This is a genomic window from Streptomyces sp. LUP47B (assembly GCF_001746295.1).
Lineage (GTDB): Bacteria > Actinomycetota > Actinomycetes > Streptomycetales > Streptomycetaceae > Streptomyces.
In genome coordinates, this window is sequence record NZ_MJAH01000001.1 from 159,375 (window position 1) to 182,448 (window position 23,074).

The following is a 23,074-nucleotide window of genomic DNA, read 5'->3' on the forward strand; positions in this document are numbered from 1 at the left end:
GGCCCTGACAAAGCCTCTGGATGTGTTGGTGGGTGATCAGGCAGACGGCGATTCCCAGGAACTCACTTTTGTTAGAGCCAGTTACGCCGCTGGGGTTGCGTCCCGGGGAGCGTCTGCGGGGTGGGTGAACTCACGGATGTGCGTGCGAGTTCTGTCGGCTGGTCCAGAGGGATGAGAGTGTAGCTGTCCGCGATGTCGACCAGTCGTCCGTGAGGGAGCAGTTCGGCGAGGCGTCGGCCGTGCTCGGGGGGCATCACGCGGTCGCCGCTCGCCCAGACCACCAGGGCGGGACGCTCGAAGCTCGGCAGGCGTTCGGCTGCGGCGAGCAGGAGTTCGGCGTCGGCCGGCGCGGCTCGAAGCATTCGTACGGCGTCGTAGCGAACCCCGGGCTGCTTCATGACCGGCCGCTCCACCGGGCGGTGGCGGCGTCTCCGCGCAGGGTCAGCCACCCGAACGCGAAGGGCAGGCGCCGGAGCGGCCGCAGCCTCATCTGCTGCATGAACAGTCCGAACATGCGGGGCGGGAGCTTGACGGTGAGCGCAAGGGTCTTGCCTGTCAGGCCCGGCGGGAAGTTGTCGAACGCGTCGCATGAAACGAGCACAGCCCTTCCCACACGTGCGGCCCCGTCACACATGAGCAGTTGGACGAGTGCTCCGCCGGTGTCGTTGCCGACGAGGGTGACGTCGTGGAGATCGAGGCGGTCGAGGAACTCCGTGACCAGCCGTGCGATGCCGGGCAGCGACAGGTCGGCGTCGGCGGACATCGAGTGACGGTGCGCGCCGAACGGCAGGGTCGGTGCGATGCACCGGTGGTCGGCGGACAGGTCGGCGATCGGCCCGTCCCACAGCGAGGCGTCCATCATCCATCCGTGCAGGAGCACGACCGTAGGGCCCTCGCCGCCGGTGTCCTCGTAGGCGATTGTTCCGGTGGACAGTTCGATCTCCCTCACGGCGATCACCTTCCTGTCCGTTGGCGCAGTGCGGAGTCCTCCGGTGCCGCCGGGAGTTCGTCGGGCGGCGAAGCCGGTGTTTCCTGCTGGGGGCCGTGCGACGTTCTCGTCGCGTCGGCGATCAGAGCTCCGAACGCGAGCACGGCCGCGCTGGTCCGCACGCTGTGGGCGATCTGCCAGCGATCACGTACGGACGCCCAGTCCGCGGGCGGTGCCTGCACGCTCCAGTCGAGCTGGTCGGCGTTGATGGGCATGTTGATCACGAGGGTCAGGGCGAGGACCCCGACCAGCAGGGTGAGTGCCGTCAGCATCCACCAGGAGGTGCGTCTTCCCTGCCTGAACGTGGAGGCGACGAGCAGTCCTGTGATGATCAGTGCAGGCAGGAGCGTGACGACCGCAAGCTTGTCCAGTGCATCGAGTTCGACCTGACGGACCTGGGTGTAGACGTGACGGTCGAAACCCCGCAGGGACCGTTCGAGGACGAGTACGGCGACGAGGAAGCCTGTGAAGACGCCCGTGAACAACAAGCCGGCCCCTCGCGCCGCCTTGGCAACCGGGCTGTACGGCATCTTCGTCTCTCCTCTCCGGCGCCGCGGGTTCATGAGCCGACCGGGGGCCTGAAAGCGGCGCTGTTCTCGGCGGCCCAGGCGGCGAAGGTGAGTGCCGGGCGGCCCAGGAGTTGCTCCACGGTGTCCGTGGAGGGGCCCGGCTTGTTCGCATAATCGGCAAGGGAGCCGAGGAGCCGGTCGGGAATGTCCTCGGCGAGGCCCTGGTCGAGCATGGCCTGGCGGACCTGAGCGGGGGCGAGTTCCTGGAAGGCCAGGTCCCAGCCGATGGCTTCGCCGATGAGCCGGACCTTGTCCCGCTGGTCGAGCGACTGTGGGCCGGTGAGCAGGTAGGCGCGGCCCGCATGCACCGCGTGCGCACGGTCGGCGAGTGCCCGTACGGCCACCTCCGCGACGTCGCGCTGATGGATCGGCGAAGTCACCGCGTCGCCGTAGGCGCCCCGTACGACGCCGGTCGCGCGGATCTGCGGAGCCCAGGCCAGAGCGTTGGCGGCGAAATCGGCGCACCGCAGGAACGTCCACTGCAGACCGGAGCGCCTGACCGCTTCCTCCACCGCCCTGAACTCGTCGGCGAACCGCCGGTGGCCGGCAGGGTGTTCCACGGTCGAGGCCGACAATGTCACCACCCGCCGCGCGCCCCGCGCCGCGGCCAGCGCCAGCAGCTCAGCGGCGGCTCCACTGACAGCACGTGGGCTGAGCAGGACCGCCTCCACGCCGTCCGGCAGTGCTGTGAGGCTGTCCGGCCTGGACGGATCCCCGGTCACCACCTGCGCACCATCGGGCAGAACGGCGGCTGGATCGCGGGTGACCGCCACCACCTTCTCACCGGCCTGAAGCAAGAGGCGGACCGCTTCCCGTCCGACGCTCCCTGTCGCTCCGATCACCACGAACATGACGGTGCCCCCTTCATCCGGCCCTCGTTCGAGTGCCGTAATATACGAGAACCGTAGCATATTAGTTTGAGGGGCGTACATTATGGTTCCCGTATCATCTGAGGATGCGGACCGTCGTCGACGGCGGGCCACCGTCGAGGTCAAGCAGGGACTGCGGGAGCTGGGCGCCGAGCTGACTCTGCTCAACCGCCGGGTCGGCACGCGCCTTGGACTCAAGGACATCGACCTCGACTGCCTCGACCTCATCAACACCCACGGCCCACTGAGCCCGACCGCGCTGGCCCGACGGGCCGGGCTGCACGCCGCCACGACGACAGGGGTTCTCGACCGGCTCGAACGTGCCGGCTGGGTGGCCCGCGACCGCGACCCGGCGGACCGCCGGGCCTTCCTGGTCCGAGCCCTGCGCGACCGCAACGCCGAACTGCTGGAGCTCTTCGCCGGGATGAACTCCTCGGTGGACCGGATCTGCGCCGATTACGACGACGCCGACCTCGAACGGCTCGCCGACTTCCTCCGCCGCACAGCCGACGCCGGGCGAAACGCGGCCGAGGAACTGGCCGGCAACTGACGCCCCTCCTCTGACCGGGTGGCGTCCTGCCGACGATCGCAACGGGGTGCTGGAGGCCGAAACCAGCGAGCCTGGCATCCACGACGGCCATCACCTCGCTGATTCCGTCACCGGCAACCGGCTGAGCCTTGCCTTCTTCGAGGACGAAGCCGCCCCTCAGCACACCAGCAACACATCAGGCCAGCCGCCACTCCACACACCAACAAACCCCCCTTCGAGCGTCACCCGGCCTGTCAGGTTGCGAATAGCGGTGTAGTCCACAGCCGACTGCGCTTGCGCGGGATGTAGGAGACGACGATCAGGTGCCGGACCGGCTGACCGTGCAGGCCGTAGCGATCGATGAGTTGGCACGGTCAACTGCCCTCAATGTGAACAATCATCAGGCTGGCTTGGCCCCCCGGTGCCCGTCTTCGCGCCTCTTTATTGCGGACCTCGGTGGCTCCTCGTACGCCTCCCATTCCTTATCCGTGAGGACGAGGAACTGGTCGACGGTGCTGGGCGGCGGGAGTGGGCCGTGGTCTGCGGTCACCTGCAGGGCGGAGACCGCTGTGATGTGGCCCATGCGCAGGGCACGGTTCATGGGTTCGCCGCGCATCATGCCGGCGAGAAAGCCTGCTGCGAAGGCGTCGCCCGCGCCTACGGGCTCGACCACGGCGGCGCGCAGAGCGGGAACTTTCACGGCACCGGCATCGGTGAACGCGGTGGCCTCGCGTGAGCCGTCCTTGACGACGACGATCCGCGGTTCCGGGAGAAGTTCACGTACGCCGGTGGCGGTCAGGTTCGTACCCCACAGGTCCTGGGCCTCGTCGAGTCCGACGAGGACGATGTCGGCGCGCCCGGCAAGGCTGCGCAGTACGTGCGAGGCGGTGGTGTCCTTGGGCCACAGTGGGGCGCGGTGGTTGACGTCGAAGCTGATCGCGTAGGGGCGTTCGGCAGCGGGGACGGCGAGGGCGCGAGTGACCAGCTCACGGCAGGATGTGGACAGGGCTGGTGTGATGCCGGTGAAGTGCACGACGGCGGCGGTGCGCAGCACCTCGAGGTCGAGCAGGTCCGGGCCGAGCGCGGACGCCGCGGACCCCTTGCGGTAGTAGTGAACGCGGGTGCCGGTGGGCGCCGGGTCCTTGAACATCAGGCCCGTCTGCCGGTCGGGGTCGGTGCGTACATGGGTGACCTCGACCCCGGAGGCGGCCACAGCGGCACGTACCCGACTGCCCAGTGGATCGTCGCCGAGTGCCGAGAGCCAGGTGGCCGACACGCCAAGGTCCGCGAGGTACATCGCCACGTTGGATTCTGCTCCCGCGACCGACAACCGCAGGCGGCGAGCGTCGCCCAGGGGCGCGGGCGGGTCGGGGGCGAGAGCTGCCATGGTCTCGCCGATGCAGACCACGCGTCCTCGTGCCGGACGCCAGCTGTCCGTCATGCGAGGCCTCCGGCCACGGGTGCCGACGGGTTGAGCCGGAACGCAGGCGTCGGCGTGCCGGGCACCTCGACGGGAATGCTGAAGACTGCGCCGTCGTAGGGGCCGGGGGCGTCGAGGCCCACGGTAGCGGTGGTGACGTGCAGCAGCGTGCCTTCGAGGCAGACGCCGGCAGGCTGTCCGGCAGGAAGGCGCACGATCCGGTCGAGGGTGCCGTGTGGGAGGTACCGGCGGACTGTGCCGGTACCCCAGACGGCGCACCACAGGGCGCCTTCGGCGTCGACCGTCATGCCGTCCGGGCTGCCCTCGTCCACGGTGAGGAAGTTCTGGGGGGCGCCGATGGTGCCGGTGTCGGGGTCGATCGGGTATTTGCGGATGACGGCGTGGGCGCTGTCGGCCAGGTACATGGTGCGGCCATCGGCAGTGAAGGCCGGGCCGTTGGGGATGGTGAGCCCTTTCAGGGCAGGGGTAACGGTGCCGTCGTGGTCGACGCGGTAGACGGTGCCCGCGCCCTCGGTGGTGTTGTAGGCCATGCTGCCCGCCCAGAAGCGGCCCGAGGGATCTGCGACTCCGTCGTTCATGCGCATGTCCGGTCCGGGGCGATCCTCGGGCGTGGCGAGCCAGGTGGTGATGCCTTCCGCAGAGAGGAGGCAGACGCCGGTACCGGCAGCGGCGATCCAGGTGCCGGGCCGGCCGGCGACGGGTGCCACCGCACCCAGCGAGACGGGGAGCCGGAGCACCTCGCAAAGCGGGGAATGGGGGTCGCCAGGGGCGGTGAGCAGGCGGCCCTTGAGAATGTCCACCAGGACGATGCCGTCGCCGGTCCAGCGGATGCCCTCGCCAAGTTCGAGGCGGTCGGGCCGGGTTGGCCGGAGTTGCTGCTCGGTCATGCGCTGGCCTCCTCAACGGTGGCGCGGAAGGCGCGGGCACGCTCCCGCAGAGCGGCGAGGCTGCCGCCGTCGGCCGCATCGGCGACGAGCGGGGAGCCGACACCGACGGCAGTGGCACCGGCGGCGAGATAGGCGCGGGCGGCATCGAGGTCCACGCCGCCGACGGGCACGAACACGGCGTCCGGGAAGGGAGCGCGCAGGGCCTTGAGGTAGGCCGGTCCCCCGATGTCGCCGGCCGGGAAAAGCTTGAGCGCGTCGGTGTGCTGAGCGCGGGCGGCGATGATCTCGGTGGGGGTCATGACTCCTGCGAGGACCGGTAGTCCGAGGTCGCGTGCAGTGACGGAGCCCGCGCCGAGCCCGGGGGTGACGGCGAAGGTGGCGCCGGCATCCCGCGAGGCGTGCGCGTCGTCGGCGGTCAGCACGGTACCCGCGCCGATCGGCCGGTCCGGTCCGAGTTCCGCGGCGGTTCGTGCGATGACGCCGAGCGCGTCGGCACCGCTGAGGGACACCTCGATGAGATCGATACCCTCCTCGGCCAGCGCAAGTACGGTGCGCAGCGCGGCGTCCGGGTCGCTTCCGCGGACAATGGCGACGAGACGGCGGTCGGCCAGGGCGGCTCGAAGGTCCACGAGCAGGGGCTCCTTCTGTATCGATTTTCGCTACTTGTGGCGTGCCCCAGGGCGGATGCGCCCGCTGCTGCCCCCGGCAGAGCAGCAGCCGGAGGGTCGGGGACAGATGCAACTGGCGGTCAAGGTGAGCCGCCAGTGCACCTCGCCGGAGGCTGGCACCTGGGCGGCGTCGCCCGGGCCTGCATCGGCGAGGTCGAAGGTACGGCCGAGCATCGGCTCGACCCCGGTGCTGCGGTAGGGGTCGGGGGGCGGGAAGCCGCCGAGGTTGCGCCACAGTGCGATTGACACCGGCTGTCCCTCGGCTTCGACGGCGAGGGACAACCGGTCGGCGCCGTCGTGGACGCAGGCACGGCCGCACGTGAGGACGGCGCCGACAGCCGTACCGTCGTCCGGGCCGAACCGGTCCAGGCGCAGTCCGCCCGGTGCGGGCCAGTTGCCCTCCACCCAGGCAGCGCCGTTCGGCCAAGGGGCGTCAAGCAGGGAGGAAGCCTCAGGGAAGACGCGGGTGGGTGTGCCCGCGCGGGCCCGGAGTTCGGCCCCCTCGGAGAGGTCGAGCAGGGCGTGGGCGGCCCACACGAAGCGGTAGCCGGGGTCGGCTACGAGCGTGTAGTCCGCCCGGACGCCGTCGGCGGTGGCCCGGACGGTACGGGCGAGGGTGAACGCCTTGCACGCGACGCGTTCGGTGTCGCCATGGCGGCTCCAGGCCCGCGACCACACGTCACCGTGATCGGGCGTGCCCCGCACGGTCGGCACGCACTCCTCCAGGCCGCCCGCATCCACGAAGGCGTCGCCCGGGGACACCCGCTCGCGCCCGACGCCCTGACGCCGCCACAGCCACTCGCGACCGCCCGCGTTCAGCGAGGTCCAACGCCCGCCGTGCGCGGCATCAGTAGTGAACAGGAGCGGCATGGTCACCACTCCGCGAACGAACCGTCGGGGTGCCGCCACACCGGGTTGCGCCAGGCGTGCCCCGTGCGGTCGGCAGCGCGTACAGCGGCTTCGTCGACGGTGATGCCGAGGCCGGGGGCGTCACCGCGCGGCGCGTACCCGTCCACGAACCGGAACGGCTCGGGGTCGACGACGTACGAGAGCAGGTCGGCGCCCTTGTTGTAGTGGATGCCGCGGCTCTGCTCCTGGATGAGGAAGTTCGGTGTCGCGAAGGCGACCTGGAGGCTGGCCGCCAATGCGATCGGGCCGAGCGGGCAGTGCGGGGCGAGCTGGGCGCCGTAGGTCTCGGCGAGCGAGGCGATGCGGTGCACCTCGGAGATCCCGCCGGCGTGCGAGAGGTCGGGCTGGGCCACGGCGACGCCTGCGCCGAGCACGGGCAGGAACTCGGCACGCGAGTACAGGCGTTCACCGGTGGCGAGCGGCACACTGGTCGAGGTGACCAGGCCCGGCAGCAGGTGATTCTGCTCGGGCAGGACGGGCTCCTCCACGAACAGCGGGTGCAACGGGGCGAGTTCGGCGAGAACGCGGCGGGAGGCGGCGGCACTGAAGCGGCCGTGGAAGTCGACGGCGACGTCCCGGTCCGGGCCGAGGGCCTCGCGCGCGGCGCTCACGCGGGCCACGACGGCCGCCGTCTCGGCGACGGTGGAGACGGGTGAGGTGGCTCCGGCGGCGTTCATCTTCACCGCGGTGAAGCCGGCCTCGACCTGCTCGGCGATCTGCTCGCCGAGCTCGGCGGGTTCGTCGCCGCCGACCCAGGCGTAGACCCGGACCCGGTCGCGCACGGGGCCGCCGAGCAGGGCGTGCACCGGGGCGCCGTATGTCTTGCCGGCGATGTCCCACAGGGCCTGATCGAGTCCGGCGACGGCGCTGGAGAGGATCGGGCCGCCCCGGTAGAAGCCGCCCTTGGTCAGGACCTGCCAGTGGTCCTGGACGTGCAGCGGGTCCCGGCCGATCAGGTACTCGGCCAGTACCTCCACGGCGGCCCGGACGACCTCGGCACGCCCCTCGACCACGGGTTCGCCCCAGCCGGTCACGCCGTCGTCGGTCTCGACGCGGCAGAACAGCCAGCGCGGCGGGACCAGGAAGGTTTCGATGCGGGTGATCTTCACTGGGGGCGGGTGCCTTCCGTCTCGTCGTCGGAGGTGCCGACCCGGTCCAGGTCGCGCCCGGCCTGTTCGAGCAGGGCCCGCATGGCGGCCTCGGCGGCGAGCGGATCCCGCTCGCGTACGGCGTCCAGGACCGCGCGGTGGGCCGGCAGGGGGTCCTCGCTGTGCGGGGAGCTGTGCACGATGCGGTCGCGGTGGGCGAGACCGGACTCGAGCACCATCTCCATGCGTTCGAGGAGTTCGTTGTGGGTGGCGGCGAGCAGCGCGCGGTGGAAGGCGAGGTCGGCGTCGACGACATGCGCCGGATCGGATTCGCTACGATCCATCGCCGCGAGCGCCGCGTCCAGGGCGGCCAGGTCGGCGTCGGTGCGGCGCTCGGCGGCCAGGCGAACCGCGGCGGGTTCGATGATGGCGCGGACCTCGGCGAGGCTCTGCAGCAGAGCCCGGTCGGCCTCGCCGGTCCGGCCGCCCTCGAACTGCCAGCGCAGCACGTCGGCGTCGAGCAGGTTCCAGTCGGCGCGGGAGCGGACGAAGGTGCCACGCTTTTGCCGGGCGTCGACCATCCCCTTGGCGGCGAGCACCTTCAGGGACTCGCGCACCACGGTGAGGCTCACGTCCAGCTCGCTCTGCAGCGCCACCAGGTCGAGCGTGGCCCCCTCGGGGATCTCGCCGCCCAGAATGCGGCGCGCGAGGGCCTCCACGGTCTGGCCGTGCACGCCGCGGCGGGCATAGGGGGTCATGTTGTACGGCCTTTCTGCTGCGTCCTGCGTTTCGGGGGCGTGGTGTGTATCGGGGTTCCCGGGCTGGTCATGCGGAGGCCTTCACGACGCTCCAGCCGCCGTCCACGACGAGGCTCGTGCCGGTGATGTAGGAGGCCTCGTCGGCGGCGAGGAAGGCGATCGCCGCGGCCACCTCCTCGGGTGTGCCGAAGCGCCGGGCGGCAGTCTCGGCGACGCTGCGCTCGCGCTCGTCCTCGGACACCCGGTCCCAGGCCGCGGTCAGGATCGGCCCGGGTACGACGGCGTTGACGCGCACCTCGGGCCCGTACTCGACGGCGAGCTGGCCGCACAGCGAGAGCAGGGCGCCCTTGGCGGCGGCGTACGCAGGATGCCCGGGGATGCCCCGGTGGGCGTGGACGGACGAGGTCAGCACCACCGACCCTCGGCGCTCCTGCAGATCGGGCAGCACCGCGCGGAAGCCGAGGAAGCTGCCGGTCAGGTTCACATCCAGCTGCCGCTGCCACGACGGCAGGGTCATCGCGTGGGCAGGCGTGACGTCGACAGTGAAGGCGTTGCTGACGAGGACGTCCACGGGCCCGAAGTCGTGCGCGGCGGCGGCGACCCGCGCCCAGTCCTCCTCGAGGGCGACGTCGGCTCTCACGAACCGGGCCTGGCCCCCGTCCTTGCCGATCCGCTCCGCCAGGGCCTCGCCCTGCTCCTCGGCGACGTCGGCGAGCACGACGGCTGCTCCCTCCTCGGCCAGACGTGCGGCGGCTGCGGCTCCGATGCCGGAGGCCGCTCCGGTGACCACGGCTGTCCGGCCGGTGAAGCGTGCGCCATGCCGTCGTGCGGGCTGATCCATCGTGGAATCCGACTCCTTCGGGCGTAAGGGCTTGCTCGAAACATAAGGGGATCACTCGCGTCTCAGTACGACCAGGTCGGCGTCGTGCGCGGCGCTCCAGGCGAACGGGAGCCCGTGGTGCAGCAGATGGGCACCGCCGTATGCCGTTCCCGTCGCCGTGTCCCGGTAGCGCGCCGCCGGGTCGAGTCCGCGCAGCCGGAGCCGGTCAGGGCGGCCGGGAACGAGTGGAGCGCCGTCGAGGCGGCCGGTACTGAGCGCGGCCACGACCGTGCGCTCGCCGGTGTCGTACTGCACGCCGCAGGTGCGGTCGTCGGGGGTGCCGAGGAGCCGTGCCTCTCCGTGGTGGATCACGTCCCGCACCTCTTTGTAGCGGGTGATCCACGTCGCGGCCTCGGCCCGCTGCCCGGGCGTCCAGGCGCGCAGGTCGGCGCCGATGCCCAGGACCCCGCACATGGCGGTCACGAAGCGGAAGGCGAGGCTGCGCGGGCGCGGGTCGAAGACGCCGGGCGCGTCGGTGACCCAGGAGCTCATGACGTGCGGCGCGTGCGCGTGCAGAAAACCGAACTGGATGGCGAGCCGGTCCAGCGGGGCGGTGTTGTCGCTGGGCCAGACGACGTCGGTGCGGGCGATCGTGGCGTGCTCGATCCGTCCGCCGCCGCCCGCGCAGCCCTCGATGATGACCTCGGGATGGGCCTCGCGCAGGTGGTCGAGGACGCGCAGGTATCCGGCGACGTGCCCGGCATCCAGGTCGAGGCGGTCTGCGGGGCCGGCGCCGGGCCGGCCGCGCTCGGTCGGCGGGCGGTTCATGTCCCACTTCAGGTAACCGATGTCGTAGGTGCCCAGGAGCCGGTCGAGTGTGCCGATCACGAAGTCCTGGACGTCGGTGCGGCCGAGGTCGAGCAGGAGCTGGTTACGCACCAGCCGATCGGGGCGGCCCTCTATCCGGTAGACCCACTCGGGGTGCTCGGCGTAAAGGCGGCTGCCGGGGCTGACCGCCTCGGGCTCCACCCACAGGCCGAAGTCCATACCCAGAAAGCGGACGTCGTCGACGAACCGGCCGAAGCCGTCCGGGAACGCCGCCGGGTCGGGGTGCCAGTCGCCGAGTCCTGCGGTGTCGTCGCTGCGCCCGGTGAACCAGCCGTCGTCCACGACGAAGAGCTCGGTCCCGATGTCGGCGGCCGCCTTGGCCAGTTCGAGCTGTCCGGCCGCCTCGACGTCGAAGCCGGTGGCCTCCCAGGAGTTGTAGAGCACCTTGCGGGGGCGGTGCAGCCGCGCGCCGGACAGCCGGCGTTCGTAGCGGTGCCAGACACGGGAGAGGCCGTCGAGTCCGCTGGGGCTGAAGGCGCACGCGAGACGGGGTGTCACGAGGGTTTCACCGGGGGCGAGCAGGACCGCGCCCTCGTGCGGGACGCGCCCGGCGCGCACGCGCACGCTGCCGCCCGGTTCGGCCTCCGCCGTGATGTGCCAGTTGCCCGGCCACTCCAAGGCGATGCCGTACGTGGGGGTGATGTCGCCGTCGGACAGCGCCCCGTCCTGAATGGCCATCCAGGGGGCGTACGCGTGTCCGGGCGCACCCTGCCTGCTGCCCATGGTGAACGTGCCACGCTCCAGCTGGAGTTGGGTGCGCGTGAACTCCTGCGACCACTGTCCGGCGAGGTAGGTGAGCCGGGCTCCGGAGGTGATGGGCACGTTGACGGCGCCCGAGTCGAACCGCTCCAGGCGCAGTTCGCCGTCGCCGGTGCAGGTCAGCTCGGTCCAGCGCAAGATGACGTCGGTGCAGGGCACGGCGGCGTAGCACAGCGTGGTCCGCAGTCCGGTGGCGTTGTCGGTGAACGTCAGTCGCAGTCCGTCCGCGTTCTGTTCGGCACCGTCGAACTCCCACCACACGCCGCGGTCCTCCCCCGGGCGTGCCGCCACCAGCTCGGCACCGGTGAACGGCCTCAGTCCGTACGGCAGGTACTCGGCGGGGGCGGCGTCGGCGGGTGTGATGAAGTGGGTGCGATGCGACCAGTCCAGGGCAGAGGGGCCGTCCTCGACGCCGAGTGGGCCCCAGGCGTCGAGTTCGGCCCACGGTCCGTCCGGGGACAGACGCACGGTGTAGCTCGTGTGCTCCGTGCGGAGCGTCCAGCGTTCGTAGGAGGTCACTTCACCGCTCCCAGGTTGAGGCCGGCCACGAAGTGCCGCTGGAAGCGCAGGAAGACGGCGACCGTGGGTGCGGCGGCGATGACCGAACCGGCCGCGATCACGTTCCACATCGACACGTACTGTCCCTGAAGTCCGATGAGGGCGGCGGTGATGGGCATCTTGGTGTCGCTGCGCAGGACGGTGATGGCCCAGAGCAGGTCGTTGAAGATCCAGGTGAAGGACAGGGCGCTGAGTGCGGCCAGTGCGGGGCGGGTCAGGGGGAGGATGATCCGCCAGAAGATCTGCCAGGGGCCGGCCCCGTCGACGACCGCGGCCTGCTGGATCTCCGCTGGGATGGACCGCATGAAGCCGTGCAGGACGAAGACGTAGAAGCCGACGCCGAAGCCGATCTGCACGCCGATCAGCGCGGGAAGGGTGTCGTAGACGCCCATCAGCTCGCTGAGTCTGGACACCGGGATGAGCAGGATCTGCGGGGGCAGCAGGTTGCCGCCGAGCATGAGCAGCAGCAGGCTGCGGCGCAGCGGCATCTCGTAGCGGCTGAGGGCGAACGCGGCCATCGCGGCGAGCGCCAGGGTGATCAGCACGCACGGAATGGTGACGAGCAGGCTGTTGATGAGGGCTCGCTGCTGGCCGCCGTCGACCCAGGCCTGTCGGAAGTTGGCGAGGGTGAAGGAGTGCGGGAGGCTGCCGAGTCCGTTGGCGGCGATGTCGTCGAAGGAGCGCAGGCTGGTGACCAGGACCAGGAGGATCGGCAGCAGCCAGAGCAGGGACAGCAGTCCGGCGCTGAGGTGGAATCCGGCGGTCGCGGCTCGTCTGCGCTTCAGCGCGGTCGAGTGGGCGGACATCAGTCGGCCTCCCGGAACGCGCGGACGAGGTAGGAGCAGATGACGCCGAAGGCCAGCACGAAGATGACGACGGCGAGGGCGGAGCCGTAGCCCAGGCGCAGTGACTGGAACGCGGTGGAGTACATGTAGGTGCTCAGCAGCTCGGAGGAGTGGTAGGGGCCGCCGCGGGTCAGCGACCACACGACGTCGAAGGAGCGCAGCGAGTCGATGACGATGACGGACAGAACGACCGCGTTGACACTGCTCAGTTGGGGCAGCGTGACGTGGCGGAAGCGCTGCCAGGCGCTCGCGCCGTCGACCTTGGCGGCTTCGTGGAGCGCCGGGTCGATGCCCTTGAGGCCGGCCAGGTACAGGACCATGACGTAGCCGATCTGGCGCCACAGGGCGGGCACGATCACCGCGTACAGGGCGGTGTCCTGGTCGGCGAGCCAGGCGTGGCGCAGGCTGCCGAGACCGATGGAGCCGAGGACCTGGTTGAGGACGCCGTCCGGCTGGTAGATCGCCTGCCAGACCAGGGCGGTGGCGACCAGCGAGAAGACGACGGGCAGGAACAGCGCGGCCCGGTAGAAGCCCACGCCCCGCCGCTCCGCCTGGAGGAGGAGGGCGGCGGCCAGGCCGAGGAGCGCCGAGAGCCCGCCGAAGAGCACCAGCCACAGGACGGTGTCGATGGCCGCGGTCCGGAAGACCTCGTCGTGCACCATCTCGCGGAAGTTGCCGAGTCCGACGAACTGGGGCGCCGAGACACCGTCCCACTTGGTGAGGGCCAGGTAGAAGCCCTGCAGGGCTGGCCAGAACACCCACACGGACTCGGCGAGCAGCGGTATGAGGACGAAGGCGAGGACGAGCGGCGGGGTGCGGCGGCCGGGCCGCCGGCCGCGCCCGCCGCCGGGCGCGACGGCCGGCGTCTTGCGCGTGGGGGTGAGCACTGCCACCTCAAGCGTTCCAGATCTTCTGGGCGTCGCGCTGCCAGTCGGTGAGGATCGAGCCGATCGACTTGGGCTTGGCGATGAACTTAGTCAGCGCGGTGTCGGCGGTGGGCTGGAGCGCGTCGCTGGAGTCGCGGTTGAAGAACTGGGTGATCTCGACGGCCGAGTCGACGTGCTCACGGCCCTTCTTCACCAGCGCGGTCCCGGCGTCCTTCGCGTCGGGGTTGCAGGGCAGGACCGTTCCGGAGGAGCCCTTGATGTAGATTTCCTGCGCCTCGGCGGTGGCGAGGTAGCGCATCAGGTCGTAGACCTGCTCGCGGCGGCCGGTGCGCGCGCTGGCGAAGTAGCCGTCGACGGGGGCCTCTTCGGCGAGCGGGACCTTGGAGTCGATGACGGGGAAGCGGAAGAAGTCGATGTCGTCCAGGGCGTTCTTGGGTGCCGCGTCGGCGAAGAAGGTGCCGATGAGCATCATGCCGGTGCGGCCGTTGAGCAGGGCGGTCGTGGCGTCCTGGAAGGCGATGGCGGTGCCGTTGGGGTCGAAGTACGGCAGCACCTCCTGCCAGCGGTCGAAGACCTTGCGTACCTCGGGGTCGTCGAACCGGTGCTTCCCTGCGAGGAGTTCGCGGTGGTACGCGGCGCCGTTGATCCGGATGTCGAGGTAGTCGAACCAGGCGGAAGCCACCCAGGGGGTGTTGCCGCCGGCACCGAGGCCGATCGGGGCGACCCCCTTGCTCTTGAGCTTGTCGCACAGGTCGAGGAACTCGTCCCAGCTCTTGGGCTCCTTGACACCCCACTTGGCGAAGTGGGACTTCCGGTAGAACATGCCCCACCAGTAGGAGGTGGCGGGTACGAAGACCTTCTTGCCGGAGGTCGCGGTGCACAGGCGGTTCTGCGCCTTGGAGTAGCGCTTGAGGTCGGGCGAGGAGTTCCACACGTCGTCGAGGTCGAGCAGCAGGTTCTTCCTGGCGTAGGCATCCGCCACCGAGCCGGGGTACCAGGTGAGGACGTCCGGCGGGTTGGCCGAGGTGAGGTATGTCGGCAGCTGGGTGCGGAAGGTCTCGGCGGCGACGGTGTTGAGGCTGAGGTGCTCGGACCCCTTCTTGGCGTAGGCGGCGGCCAGGTCCTCCATGGCGGCCTTGGCCTGCGGCGCCGAGAGGTTCGACTGGAGGGTCACCGCGCCCTTCGAGGAGGACTTGCTGGTGGAGGTGGAGGTGACACAGCCGCTGAGCAGGGCCGCCGTACCGGTGGCACCGAGTCCGGCGAGGAAACGCCGGCGGCTCGTCTGATGGTTCGTCATGAAACGCTCCCGGGGGATTCACGCGACGGGACCGTGCGGCCGGAGCCCCGTGGCCCGTCGCGGCGAATCAAGGTTCGTGTGGTGCTCGCACCACGTCGAGATCAATGACTGGTTACTTGAACTGGGTGCGGTGGACGGTGCCGTCGAGCCCCCGGTAGACCGCGTCCACCGTGCCGTCCGGGCCTGCGGCGACGCCGAGCGAACCCTCGAAGGCGGCGCTCGGGAACTCCTCGTGCTTGCTCCAGCCCTGCCAAGAACCGGAGCTGTACCGCTGCTGCCAGAGCGTGTAGTCACCTGCGCGGACGTAGAGCAGCACGCTGTCGCCGGAGGCGACGAGGGTGGGGCTGCCGCTGACCGTGCCGCCGACGGAGGTCCAGTCGGACCACTCGCCGGTCGCGGTGCGGCTGCGGGTCCAGATGTCGTCGGCTGCGGAGCGCACGGCGACGTGGACGCGGCCCTCGGAATCGACGGCCGCCGAGGGCCTGCCGTACGCCGGGTGACTGCCGGGCGTACCGAGCGAGGTCCAGCCGGTGGTGGCCCCACGCTGTACGATCCGCCCGTCGGCGTCGGTGGCGAACAGCGTCCAGTGCGCGGGGTCGTCGAAGGCGACGCTCGGGGCGTCGGCGACCTTGCCGCCCAGGCTCTGCCAGCCGCCCCAGCGGCCGCCGGTGAACGCGCGCCGGTAGACGCGGGAGTCGGCGCCGCGGACGAAGACGTCGATCCGGCCGCCGGCCGAGGCGTAGGCGGCGGGCTGGCCGAGGACACCGCCGCTGACCGGGCGGCCCAGGTCGCGGACGCGGCTACCCGTACCGTCGGAGGTCTGCTGGAGCAGGGTGCCGCGCGGACCACGCACGAAGGTGTCCAGCGCCGAACCGGTGCGGACGGCAGCCGGGCTTGCGGTGGCGGGCAGGCCGAGCTTCGTGCCGGGCAACGCGTCGTCACCGGTGAGCTCGAGGAACGCCGTGCCGTGTGCGGGAACCGTGACCGTGTACGACCCGGTGTGCGTGCCCTGGTCGGCGCGTGCGCGCAGGTCGCGGACCTCGACCCGGCCGCCGAGGGCGACGTCGGAGAATTTGACGGTTCGCTCGGCTGCCTGGTCGGAGCGGTTGAGCAGGACGACCGCCCGGCGGCCGTGCCCGGAGAGAACCTTGCTGTAGACGTCGCCGGTGGGGTCCGTGGCGACGCGAACGCCCTGGATACCGAGGCGGTCCTGGTCCACGCCGATGATCTCCGGGTTGCGCAGGGTGGCCAGCATCGACGGAGAGAGGGTGCGCGGGTCGGAGCCGAGGATCAGCGGGGAACCCATCTCCGCCCACATGACGAGTTGGGTGGTGGACTCCTCCTCGGTCAGCTCCAGGTTCCCGTCCGCCATGCGACGGGTCGGGATCAGGTAGTCGGGGTCGTTGTAGTGGCCGGGTCCCTGCGCCTCGGGGTGCCAGGCGTTGGCGTCCATGTTGCGCAGGACGTTGGGCCACTGGCCGGGGCTCGGGGTGCCCCAGGCGATGTCGGTGCCGGTGCGCCAGGAGTCGGCGATCGTCGGGGCGTAGACGTAGGTGTTGTGCGCGTCCTGCTCGGGGCTGTGCGGCAGGCCCCAGTCGTCGGTGAGCGGGTTGCACAGGTTGAGCAGCATCCGGCGGCCGGACTTGGCGACCGCGTCGCTGAACTCCTTGAACGCCGGCCCGGGATCGAGCTTCGCGCCGATCCCGCACAGGAAGTCGACCTTGATGGCGTCGACCTTCCACCCGGCGAACTGCTGGGCGTCCTGCTCGTAGTACCCGCGGCTGCCGAGGCCGCAGCTCTTGCCGCCGTCGTAGGTGCCGGCGTCGGTGTAGATGCCGGCCCGCAGGCCGCGCTTGTGCAGGTAGTTCACCAGGGAAGGGATGCCTGAGGGGAACCGCTCGGGGTTCGCCACCAGGTGGCCCTGGTCGTCGCGCGGGTTATCGGCCTGCCAGCCGCCGTCCAGCCACACGATGTCGTAGCCGGCATCCCGCAGACCGCTGCTGACCAGCTTGTCCGCGACCGAGCGCACCTCCTTCTCGGTGGGGGCGCCGAGGCCGTAGTAGGTGTTCCAGCCCATGTAGGGCGTGGGTGCGAGACCGCTGTCGTAGTAGTCGGGCGCACCCTGGTCCACGGCCTGGACGGCGTGGGCGGAGGGCGTCACGGTGGCGGCCAGGGCCACCGCGATGGCAGTGGCGAGCGTGGTCCGGGCGAACCGGACGGGTCGGTGATCGCGTACGGGCGGACGTGAAGTCACGTGCATCTCCCAGAGGTTGGGAAGCAGGAGGTGTGACGCGGGCCGCGCTGGATCCGGAGCCTGCGGCGTCACGGCGACGACTGTGACGCCCGGCCGAAAGCATGTCAATATTTATTCCTAATTTAAGAGAAACAGAGCTGAAGTGCGCCCGACATCTTGACAGCCCGGTCGCGCGGCGGCAGTGTTCGGCAACGTTGTCAACCCGCTGGCAACGTTGTCATCCATCCCGGTCGACCCACCTCACCCTTCCTCGGTCTTGCCTGATCGGAGCCTTGTTCATGTCGAATCAGTCCTCCGCACTGCCCCGGCGTGCCGTGCTTTCGGCAGGCTCCACCCTGCTGGCCGGATTCGGGCTCGGCATGGGCCCCCTCGCCTCCGCCGCCACGGCCGAAACCGGCCACCCCGACCGGGGCGCTTCCCCGGCCGAACTCGCCGCGTACCGACCGGTTTCGGTGTCCTCGACCGACTACGCCCCGACACCCGCCGAGTTCGCCGTGGACGACCTCGCGGTACGCGGGGTCCGGGGCAGTGGCTGGCGGGCCGCCGACGGCGACCCCCAGTGGATCAAGGTGGACCTCCAGGCCCTGTGCGAAGTCTCCTCCGTGCGGCTGGTGTTCGAGGCCAACTCGGACGATCCACCGTTCAAGGAATCTCCCACCGGCAGCCCCCGCGACAACACCACCGGGCAGGAGATCCTGTCCAGTTGCGCCGTGGCCTTCGTCATCGAGACCTCCCGTGACGACAAGTCCTGGACGGCGGTGTACCGCACCGATTCCGGCAAGGGCGGCGAGATCGACGTCCCGCTGCCCGAGCTGGTCACCGCACGCTGGGTGCGCATGACGGTCACCAAGCGCTCCAACACCAACCCGCTCGGCCTCAACGGCCTCCAGGTCTACGGCGCCTGCCGCACCCGCCGCCCGGAGGTCACCGGCTGGACGGACTGGGGTGTGCGCGAGCGGCACCCCCAGCCGCTGAAGGTGGCCGCCGACGGCACGGTCCCGCTGGAGTCCGGCTGGGACCTGACGATGGACGACCGGGCCGATGCCGACGGTGCCGCTCTGTCGCGGACGGAGCACGACACGAGTCGCTGGCTTCCGGCGACCGTCCCCGGCACCGTGCTGACCTCGCTGGTGGACCAGGACCGGCTGCCCGACCCGGTGGCCGGGTTCGACAACCTGCACGCGCCCGAGGCCCTGTCCCGGCACTCCTGGTGGTACCGGCGTGAGTTCACCCTGCCCAAGGGCCTGCGGACCGGCTCGGGGCGGCACATCTGGCTGGAGTTCGACGGCGTCAACCACACGGCCGAGGTCTGGTTCAACGGCACCAGGATCGGCGCCTTCACCAACCCGTTCTCCCGTGCCTCCTACGACGTCACGAGACTGCTGTCCTCCGACGGCCAGGCGCTCGCGGTGAAGATCACGCCGATGCCGTTCCCCGGCAGCCCCACCGACAAGGGCCCGGCAGGCCTCGCGTTCGTGGACGCGGGCGCCAACATGATGAACCGCAACTCGCCCACCTACCTGGCCTCCTCGGGCTGGGACTGGATGCCGGCGGTGCGCGACCGCGCGGCCGGCATCTGGAACCACGTCCGGCTGCGCTCCACCGGCGCCGCCGTCATCGGCGACCCGCGCGTCGACACGCTTCTGCCCGATCTGCCCGACACCGGCACGGCGGAGGTGACCGTGGTCGTCCCGGTGCGCAACGCCGACAGTGCCGACAAGCGCGTCACCGTCACCGCCGCGTTCGGCCGCGTCGAGGTCACCCGGACCGTGACGGTGCCCGGCGGCAAGAGCACGGACGTCACCTTCTCCCCCGCCGACTTCCCGCAACTACGCCTGCGCGACCCCGAGCTGTGGTGGCCCAACGGCTACGGCGAGCCGAACCTGCACGACCTCACGCTGACCGCTTCCGCGGACGGCCGGGAGAGCGACCGCCGCACCACCCGCTTCGGCATACGCCAGTTCGGCTACGAGTACGGCGCGGTGCCGATGACGTTCCGGTGGAGCAGCGACATCTCCGCCCAGACCGTGGACTTCACGCGCCAGAAGGCTCGGTACGTGCGCATCCTGTGCCACACCCGCGCCACTCAGTGGGGCTCCTCGATGTGGACCCTGTCGGTCCTGAACAGCTCCACCCCCGGCGACGATCTGGCCCTCGGCAAGACGGCGTCCGCGTCGTCCTCCGACGACCCCTCACGCGCGGCAAACAACGTCACTGACGGCAACGGCGACACCCGCTGGTCGTCGTCCTTCGAGGACGAGCAATGGGTTCAGGTCGACCTCGGCTCCCCCATCTCCTTCGACCGGATCGCCATCGACTGGGAGCAGGCATACGCCAAGACCTACACCGTGCAGGTCTCCGACGACGGCTCCGTCTGGACCGACGTGCGCGACGTCGACAACGGCGCCGCGCCGCTGCCCTTCAACACCTCGGGCGCGGCGAGCATGCAGAATGTCGAATTCGATGCGGTCACCGCGCGCTACATGCGTGTGTTCTGCCGGACCCGCGCCACCGGCTGGGGCTTCTCGATGTGGGACCTGGCCGTCGTGGACAGCACCAGACCCGGCACCAACCTGGCGCTGCGCAAGACCGCCACCGCGTCCTCCGAGGGCGAGGGAACGGTCGCCGGCAATGCGGTCGACGGCGACATCAACACCCGCTGGACCTCCCTCTACGAGGACGACAGCTGGATCCAGTTCGACCTCGGCGCACCGGAGCGCTTCGACCGCGTGGCCATCACCTGGGAGCAGGCGTACGCACGGACCTACACCATCCAGATCTCCGACAACGGCACCGACTGGAAGGACGTCAAGTCGGTCGACAACTCCATCGCGCCACTGAAGATCAGCGTCAACGGCGTGCGGGTCTTCTGCCGGGGCGGCAACTGGGGCTGGGACGAACTGCTGCGCCGGATGCCGGCCGAGCGCATGGACACGGCGGTGCGCATGCACCGCGACATGAACTTCACCATGATCCGCAACTGGGTCGGCAGCTCCAACCGCGAGGAGTTCTACGCCAGTTGTGATCAGCACGGCCTGCTGGTGTGGAACGACTTCCCCAACGCCTGGGCGATGGACCCGCCGGACCACGACGCGTTCAACAGCACCGCGCGGGACGTGGTGCTGCGCTACCGCATCCACCCCAGCGTCGTCGTGTGGTGCGGGGCCAACGAAGGCAACCCGCCCGCCGCGATCAACGACGGCATGCGCGACGCGGTCCACACCGGGGCGCCCGGTGTGCTGTACCAGAACAACTCAGCCGACGGCATCGTCACCGGCGGCGGCCCCTATGGATGGGTGGAACCGGAGAAGTACTTCTCCGCCACGACGTACGGCAGCAAGAACTACGGCTTCCACACCGAGATCGGCATGCCCGTGGTCTCCACGGCCGAGACCATGCGCAACCTCGTCGGCGACGAGCCTGAGTGGCCGGTCGGCGGCGCCTGGTACTACCACGACTGGAGCACCAGGGGAAATCAGGCGCCGCAGAACTACCGCGCCGCCATCGAGACCCGGCTCGGCACGGCCAAGGACCTGGACGACTTCTGCCGCAAGGCTCAGTTCCTCAACTACGAGAACCACCGCGCCATGTTCGAGGCGTGGAATGCCCACCTGTGGGACGACGCGAGCGCCCTGCTGCTGTGGATGTCCCATCCCGCCTGGTACAGCACGGTGTGGCAGACATACGACTACGACTTCGACGTCAACGGCGCCTACTATGGCGCCCGCAAGGCCGCCGAGCCCGTGCACGTGCAGGCGAGCCCGGTCGACGGGCAGGTCATCGCCGTCAACCACACACCGCGCCCGATCCGCGGGGCCACCGTGACGGCCCGCTGGTACGACCTCGACGGCCGCCAAGTGGCCGCCGAGCAGAAGGCGACCGTGGACGTCGCGGCCTCTGCAACGGCGAAGGCATTCACCGCCGACCCGAAGGCCATCCTGCCCGGCCTGTACCTGCTGCGCCTGCGGCTCACGGACGAGGACGGCAAGGCACTCGCCGAGAACACGTATTGGCGATACAGGACTCCGGAGGCCATGCAGGCCCTGAACAAGGCGCGGCGGACCAGGGTCTCCGTCGACGTCACCAGCTCACAGACCGGCTCCGGCGGACGGCACGAGCTGACCGCCAAGGTGACCAACCGCGGCTCGTCGGTGGCGGCGATGGTGCGTCTGTCCCTGGTGGACACGGGTTCCGGCCACCGGGTCCTGCCGGCCGAGTACAGCGACAACTACATGTGGCTGCTGCCCGGCGAGTCCCGGACGGTCATTGTGACCTGGCCCCACTACGCCCAGGGGACGCGGCCGGGGCTGAAAGCCGAGGGCTACAACGTCCCCGAGGTGACAGGCCGGACATAGCCGGACCTCGCCCACCCGGAGCCGACCTTCGGCTTCAAGTGAAGGCCGACTCCGTCGCCTCGTATGTCCGACAACGGCGCAGCCTGGTAGCGCGCACAGGCGGCCCAACCGGGAACCTCGTCTTCCGCGCAAAAGATGTGCCCCTCCCGACACCCCCCTGAGGGCGAGACGTCTGTCAACGCGAGGGAGCCACGTCGGGTTCTCGAACCCCTGTGAGGGTGCGCATGTCGCGGTGGTCCCAGCGTCGTGGTGATGCTGTACCGAGCCGGCCTGGCGGATGTGCGCCCTTGCTGAGGCGTTCAGACATGCCGCAGAGAAGGAAACGCTGTGAGAAGGACACACCGGGCACTCTGCGGCGCGCCGCTGCGCCTCGGTCTGCTGTCGCCCCTGAGCGGTGAGCAACTGAAGTTTGGCCACGGTCTCGTCTAGGAGGCTCAGGGGTGTGAAGTCCCGGCGCATACGCACGGTGTCGGCGATGACCAGGGCGTCCTTCGCGTCGGTCTTTCCGTCACCGTGGTAGGCACCGGACATGGTTGACCGTGCGGGCAGGCACATGGACCACGCTTTGGCCATTGGCGATCAACAGTGCCAGCGGCAGCGTCGAGGCCCGGCCACAGATGTCCACTGCCCACCGCACTTCGTCGGCCATCTCGCACGCGGCCACGATCAGGACCAGGATCTCGTCCTCAACGTTGACGACCCTCCTCGAGAACACCTTCCCTCCGCTGGCGTTGACTCCGACCGCCCATGGGCCTTGCCAGCATCGATGCCGGCCCAGACCTGCTCGTGACGTTCCGTCACCGTCCTCCGATCCTCGACACCAGCACTCTCGCGGTCCGGGAACGCTCCGCCGCCAAGCTCATCACACGTCCTGGAGGTGTCAGGGAGCGATGCCGACCCCGTCGATCCGGCTCCAGGAATGCTCCTGCTGCGTGGTCATTGCAGGCCATTTCAGACCGTTAGACCTGGGGTTGACCCTCGATGCGTACGCGGCTGGCTGGAAAGCCGGATCGTAGAGGCAACCGGTGGCGTAGGTCTTGTCGAAGGCCGAACAGGACGCTGCGATCGTCTGCGGAGAAGGCCTCTTACCGGTACGCACCCAGGTGTCGAGCGCAGTGATCGAGTTGGCATATTCGGAGTTGCTCAGTTCACTGTGCTCGCTCTCCTTGGTGAATGTCTGCACCAGGTACCAGCCCCGGTGAGCGCCCTCGACGCTAGCGCGGTAGGCCGCCTCGTGTTCCACGAAAGCTGTCGGGTCGTTGATCGCGTGCATCGTGAGAACGGGAATGTCGATCTTCCCCGTGAGGTCACTGTCGTAGGACAGATCGCGCACGGCCGTCGGATCGGCCGTGAACCGCTCGACGCCAGCATTGAGGGCGCTGTCGTCGTGCGATCCGGAATATCGCACGCCCTCGTTGCTGAACGGATTACGGCCGCCGAGGCGGTTGTGCACGATGTCACGGAAGGTATAGGTCGCAAAGCGCAAGTGTGACTCGAGAGTGCGCTCCGGGATGCGGGTCACGGCCAGAATGTCGTCGAGGTTGCGCTGCTGCAGTGCCGTGCGCTCGTCAGGCGCCGAGGCGTAACCCGTACATTCCTGTAGTCGGGCGCGCAGGCCGGTCGTGGTCAGTGTCGATCCGGCGCGCAGGCCCTCCCACAGTGGTGCCGCTCTGGCTACAGGCCGTGGAAGACGGTATGCACCCGG

Annotated in this window: 16 protein-coding genes and 3 pseudogenes; 2 read left to right on the forward strand and 17 right to left on the reverse strand. The window is 70.0% G+C overall.

Going from position 1 to position 23,074, the window contains the following annotated elements; all coding sequences use genetic code 11:
- Window positions 1-81: 81 nt before the first annotated feature.
- The 3 genes and pseudogenes from BFN33_RS00720 to BFN33_RS00730 all read right to left on the reverse strand — a co-directional run bounded on the left by BFN33_RS00720 (window position 82) and on the right by BFN33_RS00730 (window position 2,408).
- Window positions 82-949: pseudogene (locus tag BFN33_RS00720) on the reverse strand (alpha/beta fold hydrolase).
- 5 nt (window positions 950-954) lie between these two features.
- The gene (locus BFN33_RS00725; RefSeq protein ID WP_256122571.1) at window positions 955-1,518 is read right to left on the reverse strand and encodes a DUF1772 domain-containing protein; all 564 of its coding nucleotides are present in this window, start codon (window positions 1,516-1,518) and stop codon (window positions 955-957) included.
- Between the two features lie 29 nt (window positions 1,519-1,547).
- Window positions 1,548-2,408 (reverse strand): NAD(P)H-binding protein, encoded by an 861-nt coding sequence (locus tag BFN33_RS00730; RefSeq protein WP_069757874.1) that lies wholly within the window; start codon window positions 2,406-2,408, stop codon window positions 1,548-1,550.
- Between the two features lie 82 nt (window positions 2,409-2,490).
- On the opposite strand from BFN33_RS00730, the gene BFN33_RS00735 reads away from it, so the two are divergent.
- Window positions 2,491-2,976 carry a MarR family transcriptional regulator gene (locus BFN33_RS00735; RefSeq protein ID WP_069757875.1) on the forward strand — a complete coding sequence of 162 codons (486 nt, stop codon included), beginning with the start codon at window positions 2,491-2,493 and terminating at the stop codon, window positions 2,974-2,976.
- Window positions 2,977-3,355: 379 nt separating this feature from the next.
- On the opposite strand, the gene BFN33_RS00740 is transcribed toward BFN33_RS00735, so the two are convergent.
- From BFN33_RS00740 to BFN33_RS00795, 12 genes are all read right to left on the reverse strand, one after another.
- Window positions 3,356-4,396 carry a sugar kinase gene (locus BFN33_RS00740; protein ID WP_079140458.1) on the reverse strand — a complete coding sequence of 347 codons (1,041 nt, stop codon included), beginning with the start codon at window positions 4,394-4,396 and terminating at the stop codon, window positions 3,356-3,358.
- Entirely contained in the window at window positions 4,393-5,283 is an 891-nt protein-coding gene (locus tag BFN33_RS00745) for an SMP-30/gluconolactonase/LRE family protein (protein WP_069757876.1), read from the reverse strand. Before BFN33_RS00745 ends, BFN33_RS00740 begins: the two co-directional genes overlap by 4 nt.
- Complete coding sequence (locus BFN33_RS00750) at window positions 5,280-5,912, reverse strand: bifunctional 4-hydroxy-2-oxoglutarate aldolase/2-dehydro-3-deoxy-phosphogluconate aldolase (protein WP_069757877.1); 633 nt, start codon at window positions 5,910-5,912, stop codon at window positions 5,280-5,282. The genes BFN33_RS00745 and BFN33_RS00750 overlap by 4 nt, the downstream gene beginning before the upstream one ends.
- 30 nt (window positions 5,913-5,942) lie before the next feature.
- Window positions 5,943-6,821 (reverse strand): hypothetical protein, encoded by an 879-nt coding sequence (locus BFN33_RS00755; RefSeq protein WP_256122572.1) that lies wholly within the window; start codon window positions 6,819-6,821, stop codon window positions 5,943-5,945.
- Window positions 6,822-6,823: 2 nt separating this feature from the next.
- Window positions 6,824-7,969 (reverse strand): galactonate dehydratase, encoded by a 1,146-nt coding sequence (gene dgoD / locus BFN33_RS00760; RefSeq protein ID WP_069757878.1) that lies wholly within the window; start codon window positions 7,967-7,969, stop codon window positions 6,824-6,826.
- A complete protein-coding gene (locus tag BFN33_RS00765) occupies window positions 7,966-8,706 on the reverse strand; it encodes a FadR/GntR family transcriptional regulator (RefSeq protein WP_069757879.1) in 741 nt (246 codons plus the stop codon). Before BFN33_RS00765 ends, dgoD begins: the two co-directional genes overlap by 4 nt.
- A 67-nt stretch (window positions 8,707-8,773) precedes the next feature.
- Window positions 8,774-9,547 carry an SDR family NAD(P)-dependent oxidoreductase gene (locus tag BFN33_RS00770; RefSeq protein ID WP_069757880.1) on the reverse strand — a complete coding sequence of 258 codons (774 nt, stop codon included), beginning with the start codon at window positions 9,545-9,547 and terminating at the stop codon, window positions 8,774-8,776.
- A 51-nt stretch (window positions 9,548-9,598) separates the two neighbouring features.
- Window positions 9,599-11,692 (reverse strand): alpha-galactosidase, encoded by a 2,094-nt coding sequence (locus BFN33_RS00775; protein WP_069757881.1) that lies wholly within the window; start codon window positions 11,690-11,692, stop codon window positions 9,599-9,601.
- Window positions 11,689-12,537: a carbohydrate ABC transporter permease gene (locus BFN33_RS00780; protein WP_069757882.1), complete on the reverse strand. Its 849-nt coding sequence runs from the start codon at window positions 12,535-12,537 to the stop codon at window positions 11,689-11,691. The genes BFN33_RS00775 and BFN33_RS00780 overlap by 4 nt, the downstream gene beginning before the upstream one ends.
- Window positions 12,537-13,469 (reverse strand): carbohydrate ABC transporter permease, encoded by a 933-nt coding sequence (locus BFN33_RS00785; protein WP_069757883.1) that lies wholly within the window; start codon window positions 13,467-13,469, stop codon window positions 12,537-12,539. Before BFN33_RS00785 ends, BFN33_RS00780 begins: the two co-directional genes overlap by 1 nt.
- A 1-nt stretch (window position 13,470) precedes the next feature.
- Window positions 13,471-14,760 (reverse strand): ABC transporter substrate-binding protein, encoded by a 1,290-nt coding sequence (locus tag BFN33_RS00790; protein WP_069757884.1) that lies wholly within the window; start codon window positions 14,758-14,760, stop codon window positions 13,471-13,473.
- 112 nt (window positions 14,761-14,872) lie between these two features.
- Window positions 14,873-17,014: a glycoside hydrolase family 27 protein gene (locus BFN33_RS00795; protein ID WP_069758872.1), complete on the reverse strand. Its 2,142-nt coding sequence runs from the start codon at window positions 17,012-17,014 to the stop codon at window positions 14,873-14,875.
- Window positions 17,015-17,292: 278 nt separating this feature from the next.
- Between BFN33_RS00795 and BFN33_RS00800 the strand changes: the two genes are divergently transcribed.
- On the forward strand, window positions 17,293-21,369 hold the full coding sequence (locus BFN33_RS00800) for a discoidin domain-containing protein (protein ID WP_069757885.1): 4,077 nt from the start codon (window positions 17,293-17,295) through the stop codon (window positions 21,367-21,369).
- 393 nt (window positions 21,370-21,762) lie between these two features.
- On the opposite strand, the pseudogene BFN33_RS55320 reads toward BFN33_RS00800, so the two are convergent.
- Window positions 21,763-22,170 (reverse strand): annotated as a pseudogene (locus tag BFN33_RS55320) (IS110 family transposase); the annotation flags it as partial.
- 79 nt (window positions 22,171-22,249) lie between these two features.
- Window positions 22,250-23,035, reverse strand: a pseudogene (locus tag BFN33_RS00810) (hypothetical protein); the annotation flags it as partial.
- Window positions 23,036-23,074: the final 39 nt, after the last annotated feature.

Coding starts and splice junctions, on each gene's coding strand:
- BFN33_RS00725 (WP_256122571.1), bottom strand. CDS start 1,518: ATGCCGTACAGCCCGGTTGCCAAGGCGGCGCGAGGGGCCGGCTTGTTG.
- BFN33_RS00730 (WP_069757874.1), bottom strand. CDS start 2,408: ATGTTCGTGGTGATCGGAGCGACAGGGAGCGTCGGACGGGAAGCGGTC.
- BFN33_RS00735 (WP_069757875.1), top strand. CDS start 2,491: ATGGTTCCCGTATCATCTGAGGATGCGGACCGTCGTCGACGGCGGGCC.
- BFN33_RS00740 (WP_079140458.1), bottom strand. CDS start 4,396: ATGACGGACAGCTGGCGTCCGGCACGAGGACGCGTGGTCTGCATCGGC.
- BFN33_RS00745 (WP_069757876.1), bottom strand. CDS start 5,283: ATGACCGAGCAGCAACTCCGGCCAACCCGGCCCGACCGCCTCGAACTT.
- BFN33_RS00755 (WP_256122572.1), bottom strand. CDS start 6,821: ATGCCGCTCCTGTTCACTACTGATGCCGCGCACGGCGGGCGTTGGACC.
- BFN33_RS00765 (WP_069757879.1), bottom strand. CDS start 8,706: ATGACCCCCTATGCCCGCCGCGGCGTGCACGGCCAGACCGTGGAGGCC.
- BFN33_RS00770 (WP_069757880.1), bottom strand. CDS start 9,547: ATGGATCAGCCCGCACGACGGCATGGCGCACGCTTCACCGGCCGGACA.
- BFN33_RS00780 (WP_069757882.1), bottom strand. CDS start 12,537: ATGTCCGCCCACTCGACCGCGCTGAAGCGCAGACGAGCCGCGACCGCC.
- BFN33_RS00790 (WP_069757884.1), bottom strand. CDS start 14,760: ATGACGAACCATCAGACGAGCCGCCGGCGTTTCCTCGCCGGACTCGGT.
- BFN33_RS00800 (WP_069757885.1), top strand. CDS start 17,293: ATGTCGAATCAGTCCTCCGCACTGCCCCGGCGTGCCGTGCTTTCGGCA.